Here is a 23579-nt window from a genome sequence, read left to right on the forward strand (position 1 = left end):
TATGAATTCGGTTTTTGATGTTGCAATTATTGGCGGCGGCATCAATGGCTGTGGTTGTGCTGCAGATGCAGCATTAAGAGGATTATCTGTGGTGCTCTTAGAACAAGACGATCTGGCCTCAAAAACATCCTCCAGCAGTACCAAGCTTATACATGGCGGATTAAGATATTTAGAAAACTATGAATTTAGTATGGTTAAAAAAGCAATTATTGAACGACAAAGACTTTTAGACCTGGCACCACATCTAGTACATCCCCAAGCTCTGGTTCTTCCCTATGAAAAACATATGCGATCTGCTTGGTTTTTACGTTTGGGGCTATTCATTTATGATCATTTAAGTGGCAAAAATCGTCTACCTAAATGCAAAATGATTTATAGGAAAAGTAAAAAGGATTATTTTTCCTCCCTAATAGATGAGCTGAATATGGGGTTTCTCTTTTATGACGCAGTTACCGATGATGCTCGTTTAACTATTGTTAATGCAATCCAGGCCAAAAATCATGGAGCAAGCATACGAACTCACTCAAAAGTAATTCATACTGAAGTTGTCAATAACTTATGGCAATTAACAATACAGCCTAAAACGGGTCCAAATTATACACTCTATGCTAAATCAGTAATTAATGCAGCAGGCCCATGGGTTAAGTCAGTAGAAGAGCTCACTAAAATTCCAGATCGGAAACAAGTTAGTTTAATTAAGGGAAGTCATATTATCGTACCCCAAATTTATGAAGGGAATCAGGCCTATTTATTACAACATCAAGACAAACGTATTATCTTTGTCATTCCTTATCATGGATTTAGTATGATCGGCACAACTGATATCCCCTTAACGGATAATCCCTGTGAGGCGAGCATTAGTAATCAAGAAACTCATTATTTAATAGATTTAGTTAATTCATATTTCAAATCCAAGATATCAGAAAGGGATATTCTCTACACTTGGAGTGGTGTACGTGCTTTACTTGCTGAGGACAATAAGGAAGCCAGAGCCTTAAGCCGGGATTATTCATATGAAATTCACCATACTCCCGCACCAATCGTTACAATTTATGGGGGTAAAATTACTACTTACCGTCAATTAGCAGAAGAAGTCATAAACCAGCTTCATCAAACCTTTCCACAGATTAGTTCCTCACTAACAGCATTAACGCCCTTACCCGGAGCCATTTTTGAAGGAATGAACTTTGATCAGTATGTGGATTATGCTAAAAAGAAATACGGATGGATGGATCCAAACCTACTTAACCATTATTTATATACTTATGGAAGTCGCATGGAACTATTTCTTGCGACTTGTGACAATCAAGAATCCTTAGGAAAAAAATACTGTACTTACCTCTATCAAGTTGAAGTTGATTATTTGATTTTAGAAGAGTGGGCACAAAATTGTGATGATATACTAAGACGAAGGACCAAACTCGATTTAATCATTGATGAAAAAGGCAAGAAAGAACTCGCAAATTATTTATCACGAGTTACTTCTTTTCCTTCTGTTGAAGTTCCTCTTTTATTGCACTAACATCAACAGCTACTGCTTGTTCAACCAACTCTTTTAAGGTGGAAGCTGGCATACTGCCAGCATTTGAATAAATGACAATTCCTTCCTTGAATACCATCAGATGAGGAATCGAGCGTATTTCAAAGAAATCAGACAATTGTTGCTCGGCTTCAATGTTAACCTTCGCAAATTTGATATTTGGAAAATGCTCCGCTACTTGCTCATAAACTTTAGAAAATTGTTTACATGGGGCGCACCAGTCAGCCCAAAAATCAATGAATACAATGCTATTTTCTTCAATTAATGATTGGAATTCTGCACTGGATACATTGATACTGGTCATATTGCTTCCTTAACTTCGATGGAATTAACAATCTTTTGAAAAACGTCATCTACATCACCAGTACCACAAATACTATGAAACTCAGGAGCACTATGATCACCACTCTCAGCCCATGACTTATAGTAGTGAACTAGAGGTGCGGTTTGACTGCGATAAACTTCTAGACGTTTTCTTACCGTTTCTTCTTTATCATCTTCACGTTGGATTAAAGCATCTCCAGTAACATCATCTATTCCCTCGCGTTTGGGGGGATGGTTTTCAATATGATACACACGCCCTGAAGGTTGATGGATCCTTCGTCCACTGATTCGTTTGATAATTTCCTCATCATCCACAGCAATTTCAATAACGTGATCTAAATAAATTCCCGCTTGCTTTAGAGCATCTGCCTGCACAATTGTTCTGGGGAACCCATCAAAAAGAAACCCATTAGCACAATCACTCTTTTTTAAACGTTCTTTAACTAATCCAAGAATAATCTCATCGGATACGAGACCACCTGTTTCCATAATTTTTTTAGCACTTAGTCCTAAGGGCGATCCCTGTGCAATAGCCGCACGCAGCATGTCACCAGTGGAGATTTGCGGAATTTGATAACGTTCAATCAAACGCAAAGCCTGGGTTCCTTTTCCTGCACCCGGCCCACCCAAAAGCATTAATCGCATTAAAAACTCCTTAGTGATCTATATCAGTTTTAATTACTGAATATATTATTACTTATTAACTTATATAAATTCAAATGCAACCCTGATTCTATTTCATCAATCCAAAGTTGCCACCTTTAAAATTCTAAAACCAAAATCGTGATTTTAATGATCTTTTACACGAATTAAGTTGCATTGCGTAAAGTTGTGAACGTGCTTTTACTTTACGTGCAACAGGTAATAACCATGATTTTCTCAAATAAGTTCTACGTTGATAACCACCTATACCTTCATGATAGGCTAAATAAAGCGCATAAGCATCTGTGCGAGGAATTCTTGCTTTTTTATAAGCTTCATTCGCATACCAACCAATAAAGTCAACACCGTCAGCAAAATTATCACGTGAAGAGAACCATCCACCACAATTTTGTTTGTAATGACTCCAAGTTCCATTTAATGCTTGGGTGTATCCATAAGCTGATGAAGGTCTTTTCCAGGGAATGATACAAAAGAGTTTCTTGCGTGGTGGCTTAGCTCGAGCATTGAATTTTGATTCTTGGTGAATAATAGCCATTTGTACAGGAATAGGAACCCGCCATCGACGCTCAACATCCTTAGCGTCTTTATACCACTTTGGATGCTGTCTAAATATACTACATACGTTGTTTATATCTGCAGGGGGATGGCTAACACATGCAGTAAGAAAAAAAGTAATCAACAAAAAAACGATGCGTATCTTGTTAAAAATTTGTAATAATGCGTCCATGAGCAACCAAACAATAAAAAGATCATTTTAACAAATTTACTAACTACAATCTACGCTTGCATTATATCCTGATGAACCCAAGTTATACTATTGTTTCTAAAAAATAAACTACTACTTCCCTGCTTTACCACATGTTAAGATATAGTTCATTCAAAATTAGCTAAGCTGAACCATGACCATTCTTGTATTCGATATAGAAACAATTCCTGATGTTGAGGCAGGCCGTACTTTATATGACTTAGATGGGCTCTCTGATAAAGATACAGCAGAAGCAATGTTTGCCTTGCGTCGAGCGAAAGTAGGAAATGATTTTTTACCTCATTATTTACAAAAGGTTTGCGCTATTTCTTTAGTGATGAGTCATGGCTCACAAATAAAAGTTTGGTCTTTAGGCGATGAATCTTCTGATGAAAAAGAACTAATAACCCGATTTTTTTCTGGAATTGACAAACATACTCCAACTTTAGTCAGCTGGAATGGCAGTGGCTTTGATTTGCCTGTATTACACTACCGCGCCTTGTTGCACGGAATTCCCGCACCCACCTATTGGGAAAACGGTGATAATCAACAAAATTTTCGTTGGAATAATTACTTGAGTCGATTTCATTACCGACATCTTGATCTCATGGATGTGATTGCAGGATATCAAAATAAAGCGTTTGCTCCCCTGGATGAAATTTCCAGCATGCTTGGATTCCCTGGAAAAATGGGCATGAGTGGTTCTAAAGTATGGGAACAATATTCATTAGGTCAACTAAAAAGTATTCGTGATTATTGTGAAACAGATGTACTCAATACATACTGTGTTTTTTTACGATTTGAACTAATGCGCGGTGTGATTCAAAATGATGAGTATAGCCATGCACTCGAATTACTCAAAACATATTTGAAATCCGAACGCGAGAAAACACACCTACAAGAGTTTTTAAATAACATGGCATAATTTGTAGATACTGTCTTTAAAAGAAAGCTAAGTTTTCATTCGAAGGGTACTTGCTTTTAAAAACAGGAGTCTACGACGACGGATCCCTGATTGACTCATACCCATCTTCTGGAGATCCCTCACTACGTTCAGGATGATCTATCCTTCGCTGTTGTAGTCTGGGCGATGCAAAGCGGAACCCAAGAATACAGGACCGCTTATATCCCAGGCTCCGCGCACTTCACTCTGGCTACATTGATTTAAAAAGGTCGATGACCAGTAAAAGAAGACACTAAACGATCGGCCTCAATAATCTTGAGTGCATCCTGATATTCTTTACTCTGCAAATGCTCCAAAGTTTTTGCAAAACGCGCTATCCCTAAGTTTTTATACTCATCTATACTTACAGATTTTGCTTCATTTGCTAATTGAGTCCAGGACCACAGGGTAATCCACCACTCCACAACAGGTTTATAAGCGGTATACCATGCCAATATTGAATCTGAAAGTTCTTCTTTTCCGAAATATGCTGTTAAATATGCTAATTCTTGCTCCTTGCTGAGCTTAGCCTCTATAGCAAAATAAACAAGGTCCCAAATAAAATCGTTGTTGCTTGAATATTCCCAATCAATTTGATAGATTTTTTCTTGTTTTTTTGTTCCCCCAGGTACCCTCAAATAGTTTAAAGGTGTCGAATCATTATGGCATGGGGACATTTCAATTTTATAAGAAGAGAATAATTTCTTTAAATAAGACATTTGCTCTATTACAAAATCGACTTCCGCAGAAAAAGTAAAATTTTTAATTTTTAATTGTTCCACCAATTGTTCATTACGTTCAAATACGGCAGTGTCATTGTCAAATCGTTCTGAGGTATGTAGTTTTTTTGCCATCTCAGCTAAGATTTTTAATATATCAATTCGTTGCAATGTTTCCTTATCTAAATTCTGAGCACCCTCGATGTATTTAGTGAGTTGTAATCCCTTCGGTCCATCATGCTCTATAGGGACGTTAAGTCCTAATATGGATGCCTTACGTGCGTTTTTCGCTTCATCCTTCCGCGATACTGAAAATAATGATACATCTCCTGGAATTCGTAATACCCATCGTGCCGGTTTTTTACTTTCAATAAGGTCAGGATCGATCCCGGGAATTTTTGAGAGGAATTTAGAATAGTCTTGTTCTGTTTGTATTCTATAAACAACATTTGTCATTCCACCTGACATTAATTTTAATCTTAATACATCGAGCCCCACTTTAGATAACAATGGAATTTGTTGAGTCGTTGTCAATAAATTCGTGTATTTTTGAGTTAAATCCACCATTTTTTTCCATTTATGATTAACCAATGACGCCTTGAACTGCGAGGTTGGATCAAGTAGACTAAGGATGTAAATCATTAAATGTTCATTAATTCTGGGTTTGCCACTATCATCACCAAAAAAATGCCATTTCATAAGAATTGATTCGCAAAATTGAACATCAAAAGAGTATATAAAATTTAGACACAGAATTACAAGATAGCACACTTAAAGAAAAAATTAATCAACCGGGCTCTTGTTATGACTGAACCCCTTATTCCTATAACTAAAAAACACGCGTTAATATTTGCCTGCTTTTTTGTCATGTATGAGTTTCTAACTTATATTGCAAACGACATGATCATGCCCGGTATGGTTCAAGTTGTTCGTTCCTTTAATGCGCCAGAATCGGCCGTAGCTACTTCTTTAAGTGTTTATATTCTCGGAGGCGCAAGTTTACAGATCTTCTTAGGTCCAATTTCTGATAGTTATGGGCGCAGACCGATGATGCTCCTTGGAGCATTTCTATTTTTTGTTTTTACAATATTTATTGCTTGCTCCAATTCGATGAGTCAATTTTTGGTCGCACGTTTTTTTCAAGGTATGGGCTTATGCTTTATTGGGGTAATAGGCTATGCGACCATTCAAGAAATTTTTGAAGAAATGGATGCGATTCGCTTAATAGCCATTATGGCCAATGTTGCAATTCTCGCCCCATTACTTGGGCCACTTATTGGCGCCATCATCATTCATTATACGTCCTGGCGATATATCTTTGTTGGCATAGCGCTAGGGGCCCTTGTTGTATTATGGGGGTTATGGCGATATATGCCTGAACCGATAGGTCAAATAAAGAGAAATGGAGAACTAACCCCAAAAACTAAATTCTCAGCAAACAAAGTTCTTCAGAACTATAAAGACTTATTTACTAATAGAGCATTTTGTTTTGGAACTTTAGCAGCAGGTACAGTTGGTATCCCCTGTATTGCTTGGATTGCATTAGCACCTATTATTTTTATTGTTGAGGCGAAACTTACAGTAATCCAATATGGGCTTTGGCAACTTCCGGTATTTGGCGCGACCATTTTAGGCAATTGGTTTTTGCACAAATTAACTTATAAATACAAAATTAAACAAATCGTTTTTCTAGGTTGTATTATTCTGGTTATTGGAACAGTTTTAACTTCTTTGCTTCCTTACCTGTTTGGTAATGCATATTATTATTTACTTCCAGGAACGATTATTTATTTTTTTGCACTAAGTGTAATTAATGCACCTTTAAACAGATACTGCCTCTTTGTAACCCCAGTAAGCAAGGGAACCGCCTCTGCATTGGTTAGCTTATGTGTGATGGTTGTAGGCGCAATAGGAACAGAAGGAGCTAACTTCTTCTATAAGCATCATAATAATCTTCATTTTGGGCTTTACTGTAATGTAATCGAGCTGATCTTCCTGATTTTCATAGGATTAACCTTTTTATCTAAAAATCCGATTGCCGATGAATCAAAGCAGATATGAGTAACATTATTTAACATAGCAACCCCCTGTTTTTAAAATGACAAATCCTTAAGATAAACTTTAAACTGACTTGAATTTTTATTAAATTCATATTAAATCTATTAAGTTATCCGATGCACGATATTGCCAATACTCATTCTTAAGGATAAGAAATGCTAAAGAAAATCCAAATATTCTCTTTATTAATAGCAACCGCATATTTCCCTTTTGTTTCGGCAGAAACATACAGAGTTCCCGCCACAAAAGACACCGTTACTCTTGGTCTTTTTTCACTGGATAAGAAACCTGCTGTTAAAGTTCACTCTGGAGATTCAGTATCTTTAGAAACGTGGAACAGTTGCTTGCATGAAATGGTCTTTAATAAAACAACGCCCGCTGAAATTGCAAAATTCTATACAAAATATGACATTCAAAAAAGACGGGGTATGCACAGCTTAACCGGTCCTGTTTATATTGAAGAAGCAGAGCCAGGAGATGTCCTCGAAATTCGAGTCTTAGATATCAAGTTGAATGATTTTGGATACAACTTTTTGAGCCCTACACAAGGGATTTTATCAGAGTTTACCAAGCCAAGAATCATGTACTTCAAATATAATAAAGAAAAGAACACCACCGAGTTTGCCAAAGGAATTTGCTTACGCTTGAAACCCTTTCCGGGGGTTATCGCGGTAGCCCCACCTACAGATTGGCCTGATGGCTGGCCTGTGAATTTAGAAACTCATATGGGCCAACCCGTTCCAGGACAATTCAACTCAGTTCCTCCCGGTCCTTTTGGAGGTAATTTGGATCAACCAAGCCTGCAAGCAGGATCCATTCTTTATTTGCCCGTTTTTCAAAAAGGTGCTTTAGTTTGGACTGGTGATTCCCATGCGATGCAGAGCAATGGAGAGATTGATGTCACAGCACTTGAGACCTCTTATGAAGGAATCACCCTGCAATTTATTGTACGAAAAGATTTAAAAGCAGAAGGAGTATTTGATAAAACCAAACGAAATGGGAGTAACTTATTCACCTGGCCTATCGTAGAAAATGCTGATGAATGGATAATAATGGGTTTACATGAAAACTTGTTTGAAGCGATGCAACTTGCCTCAAAGAATGCCATTGACTTTTTAGTGCGTACTCAAGGATTTTCACCACAAGAAAGTTATCAATTTTTAAGCATGGTAGGTGATTTCAATATTCCAGAAGCAGTAAATGTTATTAAAAACGTAGCTGTTCATATTCCTAAAGAAGCCTTCATACACAATGGGAAGACAACCACGCTTAGCTCTGGAGGCAAGTTTCCCTTAACATCACCTAAGAGTAATGAGCAGGCAACCTGTGAGCCCCAAGAGGGAAAAATTGTTGAATAATCTTTAGGTGGAATAATGAAAAAAATTTTGGTTTATTTATGTTTATACTTCATGGCTTCAACTGCCTTTGCTACGCAAATTATGCTTGATAATAAAACCAATTACCCTGCAAAAAATAATCTAAGCAAAATTGCAGTACAATGGGGAGAATCAGCTGAGGCCATTCAGGAGAGCAATAAAACCATCGTCAATGGTGCAAAATTGGATTTAAGTTCCCTAATAACGCTCTCTCAAAAAGGGCAAATCCAACTTACTCTACCTAATCATGCTCATTACTTTAGAGTGCTCGTATGGTCAACTGACAAAAAGGAACCTGATTTACTGACAAACTGGGTCGATGTTATCCCTAATAAGACCTATACTCTAAACCAAGACCAACTTGCATCAGCAATACTGGTGTCTGGAGCTGGCTGTTAGTCTTTCAATAATCTTTTAAGCTTGTAGCACTAAATAGTGCACAAGCTTAAAAATTTCTTCCAAGCAAAATGTTTCTTCTTTCCTCATCTGCTTTTTTAAGTAATCGATACAGTACCATTTTACACAGTTGCTTTAAAACTGTTACTTAATACTGGAGTATTTGTATTCAATTTAGGATAGAAAATATTGAATCTATCTTTAGAAAAGTATATGGTAAAAGATGTTATAAAACAGATACATATTAATGCTTTTAAAAGAAAAATTATGATCCGATCACTATTTTTTATCTTATTTATTCTTATAAATTGCATTGATATTGTGAATGCAAAAACTTCTGAAACTATTCCAACAACATCATCTAAACCTAAGTATGTAACCGACAGCTCGAGTATCAGCTCAAACCCCGCTGCAGTCAATGTGACTACAGGCTCGGGTGCAATTCAACGCTATATAGAGAAAAAACTAGGTATTGAAAATAATCATGGAATTATGGTTCAAGGAGCCTGGATTGGTGACACCAATAAATTGTTTTCAGGAGGAATACCTGATGCTGACCGTGTCACATCAAACAGTGTCTTTTTATTAGATCTGACAGTAGACACCGAACAATTTAATGGATGGAATGGAGGGTTATTTAGCGCTCAGTTTCTGCAACAAAATGCACAGAATACTAATGCTCAAGCAGGGCTTATTCAAGGGTATAACTCATTACCCGATGTTTATCCTTTTAATCGATCTGAACTTTATGCTCTTTGGTATAGGCAAGAACTTTTTGATAAAAAAATGTTTGTTCGAATTGGAAAAACAATTACTACTCTTGATTTTAATAATGTAATCAAGCCCGCCCCTCTTCGCTCTGATGAGCCCAATATTCCTGCAGTAACAAGCTTAATTTATACTCCGATTTTTATTAACCCAGCCGTAGATGGAGTCATGCCTGGCTACACGAATACTGCCTATGGCATTACTGCGACTTTGGCTCCAATTGATCAATGGTATCTTTCCTACGGCATATATGATGGTAATTTAGCCAGTGGTAAACAAACAGGTTTAAGTGGGCCCACATTCAATGGAAACTATTTCCAGGTAAGTGAAACGGGTGGCGCCTGGACTATAGGTAAAAATCATCGACCTGGTACGGCAGGAATAGGAGTTTGGCATCAGACTGGTTTGATTCGTCAACACAATCTATCCGAAATGGGAGCAACTGGTGCTTACTTATTTGGTTCTCAACGTTTATGGTATCGCCATCCTGGATATGACATCAGTGGTGTTTCTGCGTTTTATCAATTAAGTATCAATAATTCCAGTGTTTTACCCATGAATCGTTCTATTGGTGCCGGCTTTACTCTATTCGGCCTTATTGCAAATCGTGAAGGCGACTCATTAGGCGCTGGATTTTCTCTTGCTTGGCTTAATCACAGAATATCCAATCGCTCCTCAGAGTTAATGTATCAAATTTATTACCAAGCAAAATTAATAACTAATGTCTATCTCGAACCGGCACTTTCATACATACCTACCCCAGGACAAGACAACAATCTACAACCTGCTCTCGCTGGAACATTACGCGCTATTGTGCTGGCTTAAAATTTACTGCTTATAATTAAGCATCAAACAGTATATTCATTGCATTGACGGGCACAAAAAACACCACAAGATCAATCATTTGACACGAATAATAATAAATGATTAGTATTGAATTTTAATTAACAAGAAGAATCATTTTGCTTCCACTCCTTATGTAATTTAAGTATCAAAAAACCAAGTGCTATTAGGGATATATTTTAAAGGGAATAAAAATCATGACTGTTGAACTCATACAAAAAGGAGAAGAAGATACAAATGATTACGAGCAAAGTTTACGAGAGTTAGGTTATACCAACTTAGACAAACATCTTAAAGAAGATGTTATTGCCATCTGGAAATTTTTTTGCAATCAAGAACTGGTATACAATGGTTTGGGAAAATTTGTTACAGACTATTTCGCATTTACCAAACAAGGCAAAAAATCTTTACGCCAATTTTTCGATGAATGGGGCAGTAATAATCATTTTAATCAGCCGGAATGTTTTGAGATTAGTAAAGAGTTTAAAACCAGCCCCCAATTCCAATACCCCAAGCATACACCTGTTTTGTATGGTGAACTAACAGCAGACTTATTTAATAACATTCTACTAAAAAATGGTTATTTATCTGCTGATGCGGGCGCAGGTCCCAAGCATGGCAAGTGGGCTCACTCCATTCAGTTTTTTCTTTTAGAAGAAGCACGTAAGGAAGGTATTTTGCAGTTGCATTCTCCAACGGTGTGCAAATTTGTACAAACAATCTCACAAATTAAAGGTTCTTTTGAATCATTAAGTTTATGGGACATTCTGTTTGACTCTTTTGAGGATCATATTTTTACTTACCCTAATAATATAACTACGGTCTTATCCAGTTCCTGGCACGGTTCAGATGATGCTAAATTCTTAGCAGCAAAGTTAAAAGCTTTTGACGAAAAATTTAATCGGATTGCCCAGGATGAGCATTGCTATAATGCCTATGCTAAGCAAAAATATTTAAGTAGATTAAATGAAGCAAGTTATATTTTTTATAAAGAAAAATGTGGTTTATTATGGTTTACACCGAAAGATAAGCAAGACACATCTGCCTCAAGTCTATTGAATCCACTCTGTAACCTTCAGTTAGGTTCTTGAGAACAAACCAACTCATTCTTACAATAAAAAATGAGTTGGTTAAATAAGAATTAATGCTTCTGATGCGCTGGATGAGACTCTTTGAGTAAGCAGCTTGCAATAAGCAAACTGGCTAAAAAGCATATCGGCATTACCATTAGGGCAATTTGATAACTTGCAACACTATATACATGCGCCCCATTCACTACATGCCATAAGTTAGTATGCTGTAATATGTAACCTACCAAAGGCTGGAATATTGCACCACCTATCACTACGGAAAGGTTATTAAAACCTGAAGCTGTACCTACCAGATCAGGTGCATTATTTTCTTTAACTACTGCAAAACTTACCGTTTGTCCACCCGCTCCTAAACCCAACACAAAGAGTATAAAAGGCGTCCATCCATAAGATAATCCAGGAAAATACAAGAGGATCAGTGTTGCAAATAGCCCTAAAATTGAACTAAGAATTAGAGCGATACGTCGACTTTCAATCTTATCACTAAACCATCCTAAAAGAGGACTCCCTACACCTATTCCAATCCAAATCATACTGCATAATCCTGAAGCAGCAACCACACTTATTTGAAATTTTTCTTGTAAATATGGAACACCCCAAAGTGCGGCAAAGACTGCGATGGGGGCCCAAATTGTGAACGCATATGATCCTATTATCCAGGTATAACTATGTTTGCATACGGCAAGAAGTCGCTTCCATTCGTCACGCAAGTAATGTTCAGGAACTGATTGACTCTTCTGGTGTGGATAATCTCGTATATACAGCCAAAAAAATGCTGCTAAAATAAACCCAATAATGGAAAGAATAAAACTTGCATTACGCCATCCAACTGCTTGAATTAAATAAGCAAGAGGCATTTCACCAAAGATAGCCCCTACTGAACTCATCAGTTGAGCAACTCCAGCCAAAATAGCAAAATAATAAGGAGGAAACCAACGTGATAATAGAACCAGAACACCGATAAATGAAAACGCAGAGCCAATTCCAATAAGAAACCTTCCAATACATGCTGTGAGCACACTGTCTGTTGATGCAAAAAAAGCAGAGCCTAATGCACATAGGATGATAGCGAAGGTCATTAGTTTACGCGGACCATAACGGTCATATAATACACCCGCAGGTAATTGCGTGGGCGCATAGGCATAAAAATAAAAGGCAGATATAACCCCAAACCCTTGACCGGTAACCCCAAAAGTTTTCATCATGGATTCAGCCATAACGCTAGGAGCTACTTGCAAAATAAATTCATATAAATAAAAAGATGCGGCAAGGAAGAATATAAAATAAGCGGTTGCAAGACTCGTGCTCGCTCCTTGATTTGTTTTATCTGTATAATGTGCGCTCAATTTAAGATCACTCCGTTTGAAATTCCACATTTAAGCCTATACGTATTTATTTTGTCAATACGTTCTTAGTATATAAAAGACATATAGAAGATAATATTGGGCAAGTTTTTATGTTTAACCCATGTTTTGCTGCATCGCACCCAAATTTTGCTTTAAAATTATTTGGTTACTGGATAAATTGCCCCCAAAATTGCAGGGTGTCGTGAGCCAGTAATAGTACTTAAATCCACTGGAATACGATTGATCGTTTGAGCAGCCAACCAAGCAAACATCATCGCCTCCACATAGTCGGGACTAATACCTACTTTAGCAATACTCATAACACTAGTTTGAGGTAATAATTGAGCAAGCATTTGCAATAAAGCTAGATTGTGGGCACCTCCACCACACAAGTACATTTTTTTGATATGCTCTCGTTCATTTAATACTGTATCCGCAATTGTTTTAGCAGTAAAGGCAAGCAGAGTCTTTTGTATGTCTACAGGTCGATACCCTTCCTTTAAATAGTGCTCTAGCCATGATAATGAAAAATATTCTTTACCGATACTTTTGGGAGCGAAAGCAATAATGAACGAATCAGACATTAATGTTTCAAGAAGCGGTTCAATCACTTCTCCTTGTTGAGCCCATGCCCCCTCTGCATCATATGATGCTCCTTGGTGTTTCATAATCCAAGCATCCATTAAACAATTTCCAGGTCCTATGTCCCAGCCTTTAATTGGTTCATTTGCATTAATAAATGTAACATTGGAAATGCCACCAATATTTACTACAGCAATATGGTCATTTACATCGTTAAATAATTGCTGATGATAAAGAGGAGCAAAAGGTGCTCCTTGTCCCCCCAGCACCAAATCTCGAGTCCTAAAATCCGCAACGACAGTGATTCCAGTTAATTCTGAAATAGTATGGGCACAGCCTAATTGTAAGGTATATGGAATAGTGCCACTGGTATTATGACATACTGTTTGCCCATGACTTCCTATTGCAGAAATATCACTGGCTGATAATTTTACTTTCTGCAATAATTCATTAACTGTATTCGCAAATTCTCTTCCAATTAATGTGTTCAGTTGGCAAATAGAAGCTAGACTTAAATCGGCACCAGACAGCAGTTTATCTATATGTGTTTTAACTTCTTTACTGTATTTTTTAGTGACTCCACAAAGTAGTATATTTTTTGATACATCAACAAGCGCGGCATCAATACCATCCATACTTGTCCCAGACATCAAACCTATATACAAAGTCATTGATTGATCCTCACTTCATCACTAAATTATATTAAACACATAAAGATTGTAGGATAGATTATAACCTAGACGAAGTGAATCGAAACCGAGTTTCGTTATAAGGCATTTCCCTGGTACGCCTCATCCAAGCTACGAAAAAAACTACAATTTAAAACAAGTATAAAAGTTATTTGTGGTAATTTCAGCTATCTCAGCGTAGGACATGTTACGAAGCTCTGCTATCGCTTCAGCCACGTACTTAACAAGCGCAGGATGATTTTGTTTGCCACGATAAGGTACTGGTGCTAAATAAGGTGAATCCGTCTCAATCAATATCCGATCCAACGGCACTTTTCGTGCTACTTCTTGAAGTACAGTTGCATTTTTAAATGTAACAATTCCTGAAAATGAAATATAAAAATTTAAATCAATGGCTTTATGCGCTATGTCAAGACTTTCAGCAAAGCAATGCATTACGCCACCAATTTGTTGTGCATTTTCCTCTGCCATTAAGGCTATGGTATCTTCTGCCGCTTGCCGAGTATGAATAATTAAGGGCTTCGAAACTTTTAAAGAAGCTTTAATATGCTCTCTAAAGAGATTACGCTGCACCTCTCGCGCTTCTTCAGTATGGGTGCGATAATAGTCCAAGCCTGTTTCACCTATCGCAATACAAGCTGGATTCTCTGCTAAGTCACATAACATTTGTGATGTCACAGGATATTCCATCTCCGTATTTGGATGGACTCCCACTGAAATACTGATATTAGGATATTCTGCGGCAAGTTGTTCTAATTGGGGATAATCATTAAGTTCAACACACACACATAAAAAATGCTGCACGTCATTTGCTTTTGCTTGTACCAAGACATTAGCCATATCATTATTAAAATCAGCTAGATCAAGAAAATTTAAATGACAATGCGAATCAACTAACATGGAATGACCTCATAAAATTTTGATCAATTCAGTATAAGATAAAAATCTTTTTCTCAGATTGAATTAATCTACATGGTATCGGTTAACTGCGAAGATTTTAACATGCCTGCTAGATAGGTCTCTATTTTATTACACACATAGCGGCTATTTTCTCCAATAAATTGCACGCCGACTCCGGGCACTTTGTTTCCCTGTGCTCCTTTAGGGGTAATCCAAATAACTTTACCCTCAACGACATAAAGCTCATCTTCATCCATTAATTTAATCAAGAGCTTAACTATGGAACCGAATAAATAATTCGTGTTAGTACGGATAAATAAACCGCCTCCTTTCACAAAAGGCATATAAGCCATATAAAGTGTTGATTCATTAAGAAACGAGCAATTAATCTGTTCTATAGTATCCATCATAGATCTCCTTTAAACATCCGGATTTCCTATCAAATCAAATCATGTATGCATTCTTTTTTATGGGAAAATCTTAGATTCACTATGCAGTCCTATCAATAAATCCTCTAATGCCAAAGTTTGATTTACATTCATATTATGGCTTAATTTTCGTTGTAATGTATTTATTTTGTCGATTTGACAAAAAATCGTCATGGAGTCTATTTGAGACATTAGATGGTTTAATTGGTGTATAGCGGGACCACTAGCTGCTGCACCATTAATTTGCATTATTTGTATTTGCGCATATGCTAAATACAGAAACCACAGTAACACACCAAATTCAAACTGACTCCATTGAGCTGCAACCTTACTTGGATGTTCCTTTTGCTCCATTACAGCAATTACCCCATTTAAAATAAATTCAGCTTGTTTGATAATCATCGCATGTTCGGATTCTTCGGGAAAATACTCAGCCAATCGTAAAAAATTATTCTGTAACAAACCCTCAGGCGATGCAAAACGTACTATCTGGCATCTACTTAAAACTGTAGGCAATAAAGTGCTTAATTGTTGAGCCAAAAGTAAAAATATGGTCTGCGACGCCGGCTCTTCTAAAATCTTTAGTAATGAATTTGCAGCAGCAATGTTCATTCGTTCGGCCGATTCAATTACAATCAAGCGATGCTTAGCCCGCTGAGGAGTTAAATAGGCATAGCTTTGTAGTTCCCTGATCTGATCAATTTTAATTGGTCCGCCACTTTTTTCTGGCTTAACCCATTTCACATCAGGATGTTCACCACGAGCAACCATTTGACAATCCGCGCATTCAAAACAAGGTTCACTTCCTTTCCTTTTACAGAAAAACAATTGAGTTAAGTTTCTGACAAAATCATTAAAGGCATAATCGAATGCTCCCACACATAGCATCGATTGAGGTATACGATTATTTATCCATGCAGATTGAATTTGATTCCACTGTGATTGATATCGTTTCTTATCATCCAGGGAAGAACGGTTCTGCGACTCATTGATGTGACTCATTGCTGCAGCTCTATAAACTCATTCATTACATTTTGAATGGATTGTTGGACTTCGTATAATGGTCGTCGCGCATCAATGGTTACTGTATTAGCACACCTCTCAACATAATGAATATAGCTCTCATGGACTCTATGGAAAAAATCAATTGATTGTTGCTCAATCCTATCAACTTCACCTCTTGATTTAACGCGTATCATTCCTTCTTCAGGGCTAATATCCAAATATAAAGTCAAATCCGGTTTAAATCCTTTCAGTGCAAAAGAAGATAATTGATTAACCATCGTTTGATCTAATCCCCTTCCACCGCCTTGGTAAGCCATAGTTGATAGTTCAAATCGATCCGCAATAACCCATATTCCCTGGCGTAATGAAGGCTTAATAACCTCTTCAAGAAGTTGAATTCTCGCTGTATAAAGTAATAACAATTCGCTTCGATCATCCAAAATATCCCTGTATTCTGGATTTTTAATCAGATCACGCAGAATCTCACCTATCACTGTGCCACCAGGCTCTCGAGTTGTTATAGTTTTGATATGTCTTTTTGCTAACAGTTCTATAACTGTATTTATTGCAGTGGACTTACCTGCCCCCTCCAATCCTTCAATAACAATTAACTTCCCGGTTGAAGACGCCATTAGAAATCCTTGCGTTTATATTGATTAATTGCTTGCTTTTGTTGCTGATAAGTTTCTGAGAACTGGTGTGTTCCATCACCTTTAGCAACAAAATATAAATAATTGGATAATTGAGGGTGGGCCGCAGCATCTAATGACTCTTTACCTACCATGGCAATAGGTGTTGGAGGCAATCCTCGATAATGGTATGAGTTATAAGGCGAATCGATTAGTAAATCATTATGCGAGAGTTTTCCTGTATAGGCCGCCCCTAAACCGTAAATAACAGTCGGGTCCATCTGTAAAGGCATGTTCTTATTTAAGCGGTTGAGCATGACACCAGAAATCAGCTTACGCTCTTGTGGAACAGCTGTTTCTTTTTCAATAATTGAGGCCGCTATTAGTAATTCATATGGATTTTTATAGGGCAAATTTGGTGCTCTATTGACCCAACTTGTAGTCAAATAATTAATTAAATTACGATGTGCATGCTCTAACAAACTTTTACCAGTACTTCCACCGAGATATTGATAGGTGTCAGCAAGCAATAATCCTTCAGCATTAGGATGATTCTCTTTGATGGAACTCCAATCCTCTGGATGATAATTCAAATAAGCCGCTTTTAGTAAATCTTGAGAAATTTTTTGCTGGGTTGTCCCTGCAATAATTGTAAAATTTTGCGTTAAGACATCTCCCGCTACCACTCGATGCAGTAACTGCATTGCAGTTTCGCCTGGTTTTACTTGATATACACCAGCTTTGAGCTGAGAAGACACGCCTGAAAAACGAATTATCATTAGAAGCATTGAACTGGAACGTATTAAATTTTTATCTTTTAATATTTTTACAAATTGTGAGGCAGTAGCGGTTCGATCAAGGGTAATAACAACCGGAGAACTCTGCTTAGGAACAATAGGTTTAGTAATTTGAATATAAGTAATCAAAAAGAACATAAAAAAAGACATAAAAAACAGTACAACAAGGAGTGTCAGTTTTTTATGTCTTGGAAACGTCATTTATACACGCTTAAATAGTAAGCTACCATTTGTTCCGCCAAAACCAAGTGAGTTACTCAGAACATAATTAATAGCTCGTTTTTGAGCTGTATAGGGCACATAATTCAAATCACAGCCCTCATCTGGATTATCCAAATTAATAGTTGGTGGAGCGATTTGATCTCTAATTGCTAAAATACTAAATATAGCTTCAACAGCCCCTGCCGCACCAAGTAAATGACCTGTCATTGACTTTGTAGAACTCACAGCTAACTCATAAGCGTGTTGTTTAAATACACGTTTAATCGCTTTTGTTTCATTTAAATCATTAAGATACGTTGAGGTACCATGTGCGTTAATATAATCAACTTGCTCAGGATCGATACCTGCATCATGTATGGCAGCTTCCATTGCGCGAGCAGCACCATCAGCATCATCGTCAGGAGCAGTGATATGGAAAGCATCTCCAGACATACCAAACCCTACAAGTTCAGCATAAATTTTTGCACCACGTGCTTTTGCATGTTCATATTCTTCTAATACAAGAATACCTGCCCCTTCGCCCATAACAAAACCATCCCTATCTTTATCAAAAGGTCTTGATGCTTTTTCAGGCTCATCATTACGTTTAGATAGAGATCGCACTGCAGAAAATCCTGCCAAGCACAGTGGAGTTAAGGTCATTTCAGCCCCACCGCATACCATAACATCAGCATCGCCATAAGCAATCATTCGCGCAGCAAGGCCAATATTATGTGTTCCAGTAGTGCATGCAGTAACAACAGCAATATTGGGACCTTTAAGCTGATGTCTAATTGAAATCTGTCCAGCAACCATATTTATGATACCTGCCGGAATAAAAAAAGGAGAAACTTTTCGGGGACCACCCGCCATTAGTTTATCCTGATTATTGGTAATTGTTTGGATGCCACCAATACCTGCACCCACAGCAACACCAATACGATTTGATAAATCTGCGTCAATCTTCAAGCCCGAATCACGCATTGCTTCATCAGCCGCAGCAATACCATATTGGGTAAATGCATCCATTTTACGCGCATCTTTAAGTGGGACATAGTTCTCAATATTAAAATTCTTAACTTTAGCCCATATGCGTGTGCTGTATTCGTTGACATCAAATTCATCTGCCAAAACAACACCACTTACACCCGCTAATATATTTTGCCAAGTTTCTTCTACATTAAGACCGACAGGGGTAACCATACCCATACCAGTAATCACTATACGCCGCTTATTCAATGAAAGCTCCTCGTAAAACATACCCGTTCCTCTCCCAGATGAAGGAGAGGAAGAGATAAAAGCAAATATTATGCTTCTTCTTTATTTAAATTAGATTCAATATAATCAATCGCTTCTTGAATCGTGGTAATTTTTTCAGCTTTCTCATCAGGAATTTCTGTTTCAAATTCTTCTTCAAGAGCCATAACCAATTCCACAGTATCTAAAGAATCAGCACCTAAGTCATCAACAAATGATGCATCATTCTTTAGCTCTTCTTCTTTAACGCCTAGTTGTTCAACAACAATTTTGCGAACACGCTCTTCAACTGTACTCATAACTTGATTTTCCTCTTTCGGTTGATAGAAATTTAAAAAAATTTCGGGTTATTACCATACTACTTCCACTTAACTTTGCTTGCTTGGTCAATGAACCAAAATACATTTGTAACTTAATCAATTACTTATATTAAGTAATCCCAAACAACCAAAGTTAAATGGAAGTGGTATAGTTTATTCATTTATACAGATAACGCAAGTGCATTTAGTCCATATACATGCCGCCATTGACATGAATTGTTTCACCTGTGATATATTTCGCACTATCTGATGCCAAAAATGCTACTGCTTCAGCTATATCCTTAGGCTCTCCTAGCTTGCGCATAGGAATTCTCTTTAACATTTCTTCCTTTACCATATCAGGTAAAGCAGCTGTCATGTCTGTATCAATAAAACCAGGTGCAACAACATTAACAGTGATTCCTCGGCTACCAACTTCTTGTGCTAAGGATTTACTGAAACCAACAATACCCGCTTTTGCTGCGGTATAGTTTACCTGCCCTGAGTTTCCGCTTGAACCAACTACTGATCCAATAGAAATAATACGTCCCCATCGTGCTCTAAACATAGGTTTAATACAAATTTTAGACACTTTGTATATTGAATTCAAATTCGTTTCAATTACCTTATACCACTCATCATCATCCATACGCAGTAATAAATTATCTGATGTTATTCCTGCATTGTTCACTAATATTGAAGGAGATTGATTCTCATGAGTCAGTTCGCCAATTACGTGCTCTATTTGTTCCGAATTGGTAACATCCAGAACCAATCCTTTTCCAGATAGTTTTTCTTTTTCAAAATAGGCATTAATCGATTGAGCACCTTGTTCTGTAGTCGCTGTACCAAATACAAAAGCACCTTGCTGCGCTAATTTAAGGGCTATAGCCTGACCTATTCCTCGGCTTGCCCCAGTAACTAAGGCAATTTTTCCCTCTAGACTCATCATGTATTCCTCAATAGAAAATGTTTATTTTTTAGGTTGTACCTTTGGACAAATTATGCAAATTGCTCTTCAACCTGATCCAGACTAATAGTATCGTAAACACTAATAGTATTTAAGCTTCTGTCTATTCTTTTAGTTAATCCGCTCAACACTTTTCCTGGGCCACATTCTAAAATAAGTTCTATGCCATTATTTTTAAAGAGCTGGATTGTTTCAACCCAACGAACTGGACTATATAATTGCTCTTTTAGCTTTTCACGTATGTGTTGTACAGAATGATAAATGCTTAAATCAACGTTACTTACTACATCTGTCTTCGTGTTTTTAAATTCAATTTTAGCCAGATATTCAGCAAAGGATGCCGCCGCTTCAGACAATAAAGGACAATGACATGGGACGCTTACTGGAATTACTTTAGCCAAACGAGCACCAGCTTCTTCAGCTAATCCTAATATTCGCATCACAGCAGGGGTATGTCCCGCAACAACAACTTGTCCGATTGCGTTATAATTGGCTGGTGTCACAACCTCATGCCCTTGACTCGCTTGCTCACATAAAGTTTTTACTTGCTCATCAGTTAAGCCAACAATCGCAGCCATAGCACCTAAACCCAAAGGCACTGCATTTTGCATAACCTGTCCCCGACGGGCAACTAAACATGCCGCATCAAATAATGACAGTGCATCAGCACAAACCAATGCAGCATATTCACCAAGACTGTGGCCAGCCATTATCATGGGCTGAGCAATACCATGTTGCATCAATACTCTATATACAGCCACATCAGCAGTAAGCATTGCGACTTGTGTATGTTCTGTTTGATTTAGTTTTTCTTCCGGTCCATGTTGCACAAGTTTCCATAAATCATAACCTACTGCTTCTGATGCCTCCGCAAAAGTTTTTACAACAATAGGATACTGCAACTCAAAATCAGCCAACATACCTACTGATTGTGAACCTTGCCCAGGAAATACAAATGCTGTTTTTACCATTTAAAAATAGCTCCGAACTAAAAATTTAATTCAAAAAGTTGACTCAAATAAATTATTAATAACGAATTACCATTGCTCCCCAAGTCATTCCACCACCGAAAGACTCAATCAATAACAACTCATCTCTTTTAATCTGATTGGTCCGAATAGAATGATCCAGAGCCAAGGGAATAGATGCAGCCGAAGTATTACCCTGGCTACCGATGGTAACAATCACTTGTGACATAGGCAGGTCAAGTTTTTTAGCAATGGCCTGAATGATACGCATATTTGCTTGATGAGGAATTAACCATTGAATATCAGATTTTTTCAGATGGCTCACCTCTAGAACTTCATCAACAACATCGCCCATAATTTTGACGGCAATTTTAAAAACTTCATTACCACGCATACTAATCGTAGCACGTTGATTATCAAATGTTGCATTACTAAGATTCAATAATTTTTCAGCATCATAAGAAGCATGTAACACACTTCCCATAATACCTTGTTTATCACTCGCACTTAAAACCACTGCTCCGGCACCATCACCAAATAAAACGCAAGTTGAGCGGTCAGTCCAATCTACTGCTCGGGACATGCTTTCACTACCAATGACGAGCACATTTTTTGCTGCACCGGATGAAATATACTGTTTTGCAATATCCATTACGTAAACAAAACCACTACATGCAGCCCCGACATCAAAAGCAGGTATAGGTCGTTTAATTTTTAACGCATGTTGAACATAGCAAGCCACGCCTGGAAAAAAATGGTCAGGAGTACACGTAGCAACCAGTATCAAATCGATTTCATCCGCATTCAAATCTGAGGCAATCAACGCTTGCTCGGCAGCTTTGGAAGCCATATACGAGGTTGTTTCGTAAGGTTGCGCGACACTGCGGCTACTAATGCCGGTTCTGGTAACAATCCACTCATCAGTAGTGTCTAACATTGACTCAAGTTCAAGATTAGTAAGTTGTTTTTCAGGAATATAACTTCCAGTACCACGTATTACAGCATTTTTCATAACAGCAATCCCTGATTTATAAAATCATTTATTTGGACACGTACTAAATCTACTACGTTATTTTTAACCTCAAGAACTGCTTGCTCAATAGCATGTTGAAACCCTAGTTCATTAGCACCACCATGGCTTTTAACTACAATACCATTCAAACCAAGCATACTTGCGCCATTATAACGAGAAGGATCAAAGCGCTTCTTAAGATGCCTTAATGCCGGCCGGGCAATTAAAGCAGAAAGTTTGGTATACCAGTTTCTGTTGAATGCCTCCATGAGTAAACTCACAAATAACTTTGCAAGTCCTTCACTCGCTTTTAAAGCTACATTACCCACAAAACCATCACAAACTACCAGATCTACCTCTCCGGAATAAAAATGATCACCTTCTACATAGCCTACATAGTTCATAATCTCGCATTCAGCAAGCATATGAGCTGTGCGTTTCACTTGATCATTTCCCTTCATTTCTTCCACGCCAATGTTCAATAAGGCGATTTTAGGTTTAGGCTTATTCGCTACCGCTTGTACTAATGCAGAGCCCATAACTGCGAACTGAAATAAATGCTCTGCACAGGAATCCACATTAGCACCCAAATCAATGACCCATGTTCTACCTTTCATTGTGGGTAGCTCAGAAACAATTGCGGGCCTATCAATTCCTGGTAATGTTTTTAAAACATAACGTGCTGTAGCCATTAAAGCACCAGTATTCCCAGCACTAACACAAGCCTGGGCCATACCTTCTTTCACCAAATTAATGGCTACTCGCATGGAAGAATCTTTTTTATTTCGCAAAGCATGTGAAGGCAATTCATCCATAGCCACTACTTCAGAAGCATGAACTATGGAAAATTGATTTGAAGACGCTACACCCTGTTTTTTTAGAGCAGCATTAATCTTGTCGTGAACGCCGACAAGAATAAGTTTCAAATCAGGATCATTCTTTGCTGCACGAATACAGGCAGGAATCACAACATTTAAACCATGATCCCCACCCATCGCATCAATTGCAATGGTGATATTTTTCAAGAAAA

At 37.6% G+C, this 23579-nt stretch carries 24 protein-coding genes; 7 read left to right on the forward strand and 17 right to left on the reverse strand.

Annotation, left to right across the window (positions count from 1 at the left end; translation table 11 throughout):
* Nucleotide 1: 1 nt before the first annotated feature.
* Nucleotides 2-1522 carry a glycerol-3-phosphate dehydrogenase gene (gene glpD, locus ACWTEW_RS06470; RefSeq protein WP_454780896.1) on the forward strand — a complete coding sequence of 507 codons (1521 nt, stop codon included), beginning with the start codon at nt 2-4 and terminating at the stop codon, nt 1520-1522.
* On the opposite strand, the gene ACWTEW_RS06475 is transcribed toward glpD, so the two are convergent.
* From ACWTEW_RS06475 to ACWTEW_RS06485, 3 genes are all read right to left on the reverse strand, one after another.
* Complete coding sequence (locus ACWTEW_RS06475; protein WP_454780897.1) at nt 1479-1844, reverse strand: thioredoxin family protein; 366 nt, start codon at nt 1842-1844, stop codon at nt 1479-1481. The two genes, glpD and ACWTEW_RS06475, sit on opposite strands and share 44 nt — an antisense overlap.
* Complete coding sequence (gene adk, locus ACWTEW_RS06480) at nt 1841-2509, reverse strand: adenylate kinase (RefSeq protein ID WP_454780898.1); 669 nt, start codon at nt 2507-2509, stop codon at nt 1841-1843. The genes ACWTEW_RS06475 and adk overlap by 4 nt, the downstream gene beginning before the upstream one ends.
* Before the next feature lie 124 nt (nt 2510-2633).
* Complete coding sequence (locus tag ACWTEW_RS06485; RefSeq protein ID WP_454780899.1) at nt 2634-3254, reverse strand: transglycosylase SLT domain-containing protein; 621 nt, start codon at nt 3252-3254, stop codon at nt 2634-2636.
* Between the two features lie 172 nt (nt 3255-3426).
* On the opposite strand from ACWTEW_RS06485, the gene ACWTEW_RS06490 reads away from it, so the two are divergent.
* Entirely contained in the window at nt 3427-4197 is a 771-nt protein-coding gene (locus ACWTEW_RS06490) for a 3'-5' exonuclease (protein ID WP_454780900.1), read from the forward strand.
* A 239-nt stretch (nt 4198-4436) separates the two neighbouring features.
* On the opposite strand, the gene ACWTEW_RS06495 is transcribed toward ACWTEW_RS06490, so the two are convergent.
* Nucleotides 4437-5633, reverse strand: coding sequence for an F-box protein (locus tag ACWTEW_RS06495; protein WP_454780901.1), 1197 nt, complete (start codon nt 5631-5633; stop codon nt 4437-4439).
* A gap of 105 nt (nt 5634-5738) precedes the next feature.
* Here ACWTEW_RS06495 and ACWTEW_RS06500 point away from each other — a divergent pair, with 105 nt between their 5' ends.
* From ACWTEW_RS06500 to ACWTEW_RS06520, 5 genes are all read left to right on the forward strand, one after another.
* Entirely contained in the window at nt 5739-6995 is a 1257-nt protein-coding gene (locus ACWTEW_RS06500) for an MFS transporter (RefSeq protein WP_454780902.1), read from the forward strand.
* A 152-nt stretch (nt 6996-7147) separates the two neighbouring features.
* A complete protein-coding gene (locus ACWTEW_RS06505; protein ID WP_454780903.1) occupies nt 7148-8350 on the forward strand; it encodes an acetamidase/formamidase family protein in 1203 nt (400 codons plus the stop codon).
* A gap of 15 nt (nt 8351-8365) precedes the next feature.
* The gene (locus ACWTEW_RS06510) at nt 8366-8767 is read left to right on the forward strand and encodes a hypothetical protein (RefSeq protein ID WP_454780904.1); all 402 of its coding nucleotides are present in this window, start codon (nt 8366-8368) and stop codon (nt 8765-8767) included.
* Between the two features lie 264 nt (nt 8768-9031).
* On the forward strand, nt 9032-10357 hold the full coding sequence (locus ACWTEW_RS06515; protein WP_454780905.1) for a carbohydrate porin: 1326 nt from the start codon (nt 9032-9034) through the stop codon (nt 10355-10357).
* A gap of 215 nt (nt 10358-10572) precedes the next feature.
* Complete coding sequence (locus ACWTEW_RS06520; protein WP_454780906.1) at nt 10573-11466, forward strand: LirA/MavJ family T4SS effector; 894 nt, start codon at nt 10573-10575, stop codon at nt 11464-11466.
* Between the two features lie 50 nt (nt 11467-11516).
* Here ACWTEW_RS06520 and ACWTEW_RS06525 read toward each other — a convergent pair whose 3' ends face one another.
* From ACWTEW_RS06525 to plsX, 13 genes are all read right to left on the reverse strand, one after another.
* Nucleotides 11517-12812 carry an MFS transporter gene (locus tag ACWTEW_RS06525; protein WP_454780907.1) on the reverse strand — a complete coding sequence of 432 codons (1296 nt, stop codon included), beginning with the start codon at nt 12810-12812 and terminating at the stop codon, nt 11517-11519.
* A 158-nt stretch (nt 12813-12970) separates the two neighbouring features.
* A complete protein-coding gene (locus ACWTEW_RS06530) occupies nt 12971-14065 on the reverse strand; it encodes an anhydro-N-acetylmuramic acid kinase (RefSeq protein WP_454780908.1) in 1095 nt (364 codons plus the stop codon).
* A gap of 141 nt (nt 14066-14206) precedes the next feature.
* Nucleotides 14207-14983 carry a TatD family hydrolase gene (locus ACWTEW_RS06535; protein WP_454780909.1) on the reverse strand — a complete coding sequence of 259 codons (777 nt, stop codon included), beginning with the start codon at nt 14981-14983 and terminating at the stop codon, nt 14207-14209.
* Nucleotides 14984-15051: 68 nt separating this feature from the next.
* The gene (locus tag ACWTEW_RS06540) at nt 15052-15390 is read right to left on the reverse strand and encodes a PilZ domain-containing protein (RefSeq protein WP_454781274.1); all 339 of its coding nucleotides are present in this window, start codon (nt 15388-15390) and stop codon (nt 15052-15054) included.
* 60 nt (nt 15391-15450) lie between these two features.
* Nucleotides 15451-16413, reverse strand: coding sequence for a DNA polymerase III subunit delta' C-terminal domain-containing protein (locus tag ACWTEW_RS06545; protein WP_454780910.1), 963 nt, complete (start codon nt 16411-16413; stop codon nt 15451-15453).
* Complete coding sequence (gene tmk, locus ACWTEW_RS06550) at nt 16410-17048, reverse strand: dTMP kinase (protein WP_454780911.1); 639 nt, start codon at nt 17046-17048, stop codon at nt 16410-16412. Before tmk ends, ACWTEW_RS06545 begins: the two co-directional genes overlap by 4 nt.
* Nucleotides 17048-18043, reverse strand: coding sequence for an endolytic transglycosylase MltG (gene mltG, locus ACWTEW_RS06555; protein ID WP_454780912.1), 996 nt, complete (start codon nt 18041-18043; stop codon nt 17048-17050). The genes tmk and mltG overlap by 1 nt, the downstream gene beginning before the upstream one ends.
* Nucleotides 18044-19282: a beta-ketoacyl-ACP synthase II gene (gene fabF / locus ACWTEW_RS06560; protein WP_454781275.1), complete on the reverse strand. Its 1239-nt coding sequence runs from the start codon at nt 19280-19282 to the stop codon at nt 18044-18046.
* Between the two features lie 68 nt (nt 19283-19350).
* Nucleotides 19351-19599 carry an acyl carrier protein gene (acpP, locus tag ACWTEW_RS06565; RefSeq protein ID WP_003631752.1) on the reverse strand — a complete coding sequence of 83 codons (249 nt, stop codon included), beginning with the start codon at nt 19597-19599 and terminating at the stop codon, nt 19351-19353.
* Between the two features lie 205 nt (nt 19600-19804).
* Nucleotides 19805-20551: a 3-oxoacyl-ACP reductase FabG gene (gene fabG, locus ACWTEW_RS06570; RefSeq protein ID WP_454780913.1), complete on the reverse strand. Its 747-nt coding sequence runs from the start codon at nt 20549-20551 to the stop codon at nt 19805-19807.
* 50 nt (nt 20552-20601) lie between these two features.
* Nucleotides 20602-21540 (reverse strand): ACP S-malonyltransferase, encoded by a 939-nt coding sequence (gene fabD / locus ACWTEW_RS06575; RefSeq protein ID WP_454780914.1) that lies wholly within the window; start codon nt 21538-21540, stop codon nt 20602-20604.
* Between the two features lie 55 nt (nt 21541-21595).
* Nucleotides 21596-22549 (reverse strand): beta-ketoacyl-ACP synthase III, encoded by a 954-nt coding sequence (locus ACWTEW_RS06580; protein ID WP_454780915.1) that lies wholly within the window; start codon nt 22547-22549, stop codon nt 21596-21598.
* Nucleotides 22546-23574 (reverse strand): phosphate acyltransferase PlsX, encoded by a 1029-nt coding sequence (plsX, locus tag ACWTEW_RS06585; protein WP_454780916.1) that lies wholly within the window; start codon nt 23572-23574, stop codon nt 22546-22548. The genes ACWTEW_RS06580 and plsX overlap by 4 nt, the downstream gene beginning before the upstream one ends.
* Nucleotides 23575-23579: the final 5 nt, after the last annotated feature.

The organism is Legionella stuttgartensis, from assembly GCF_977063405.2.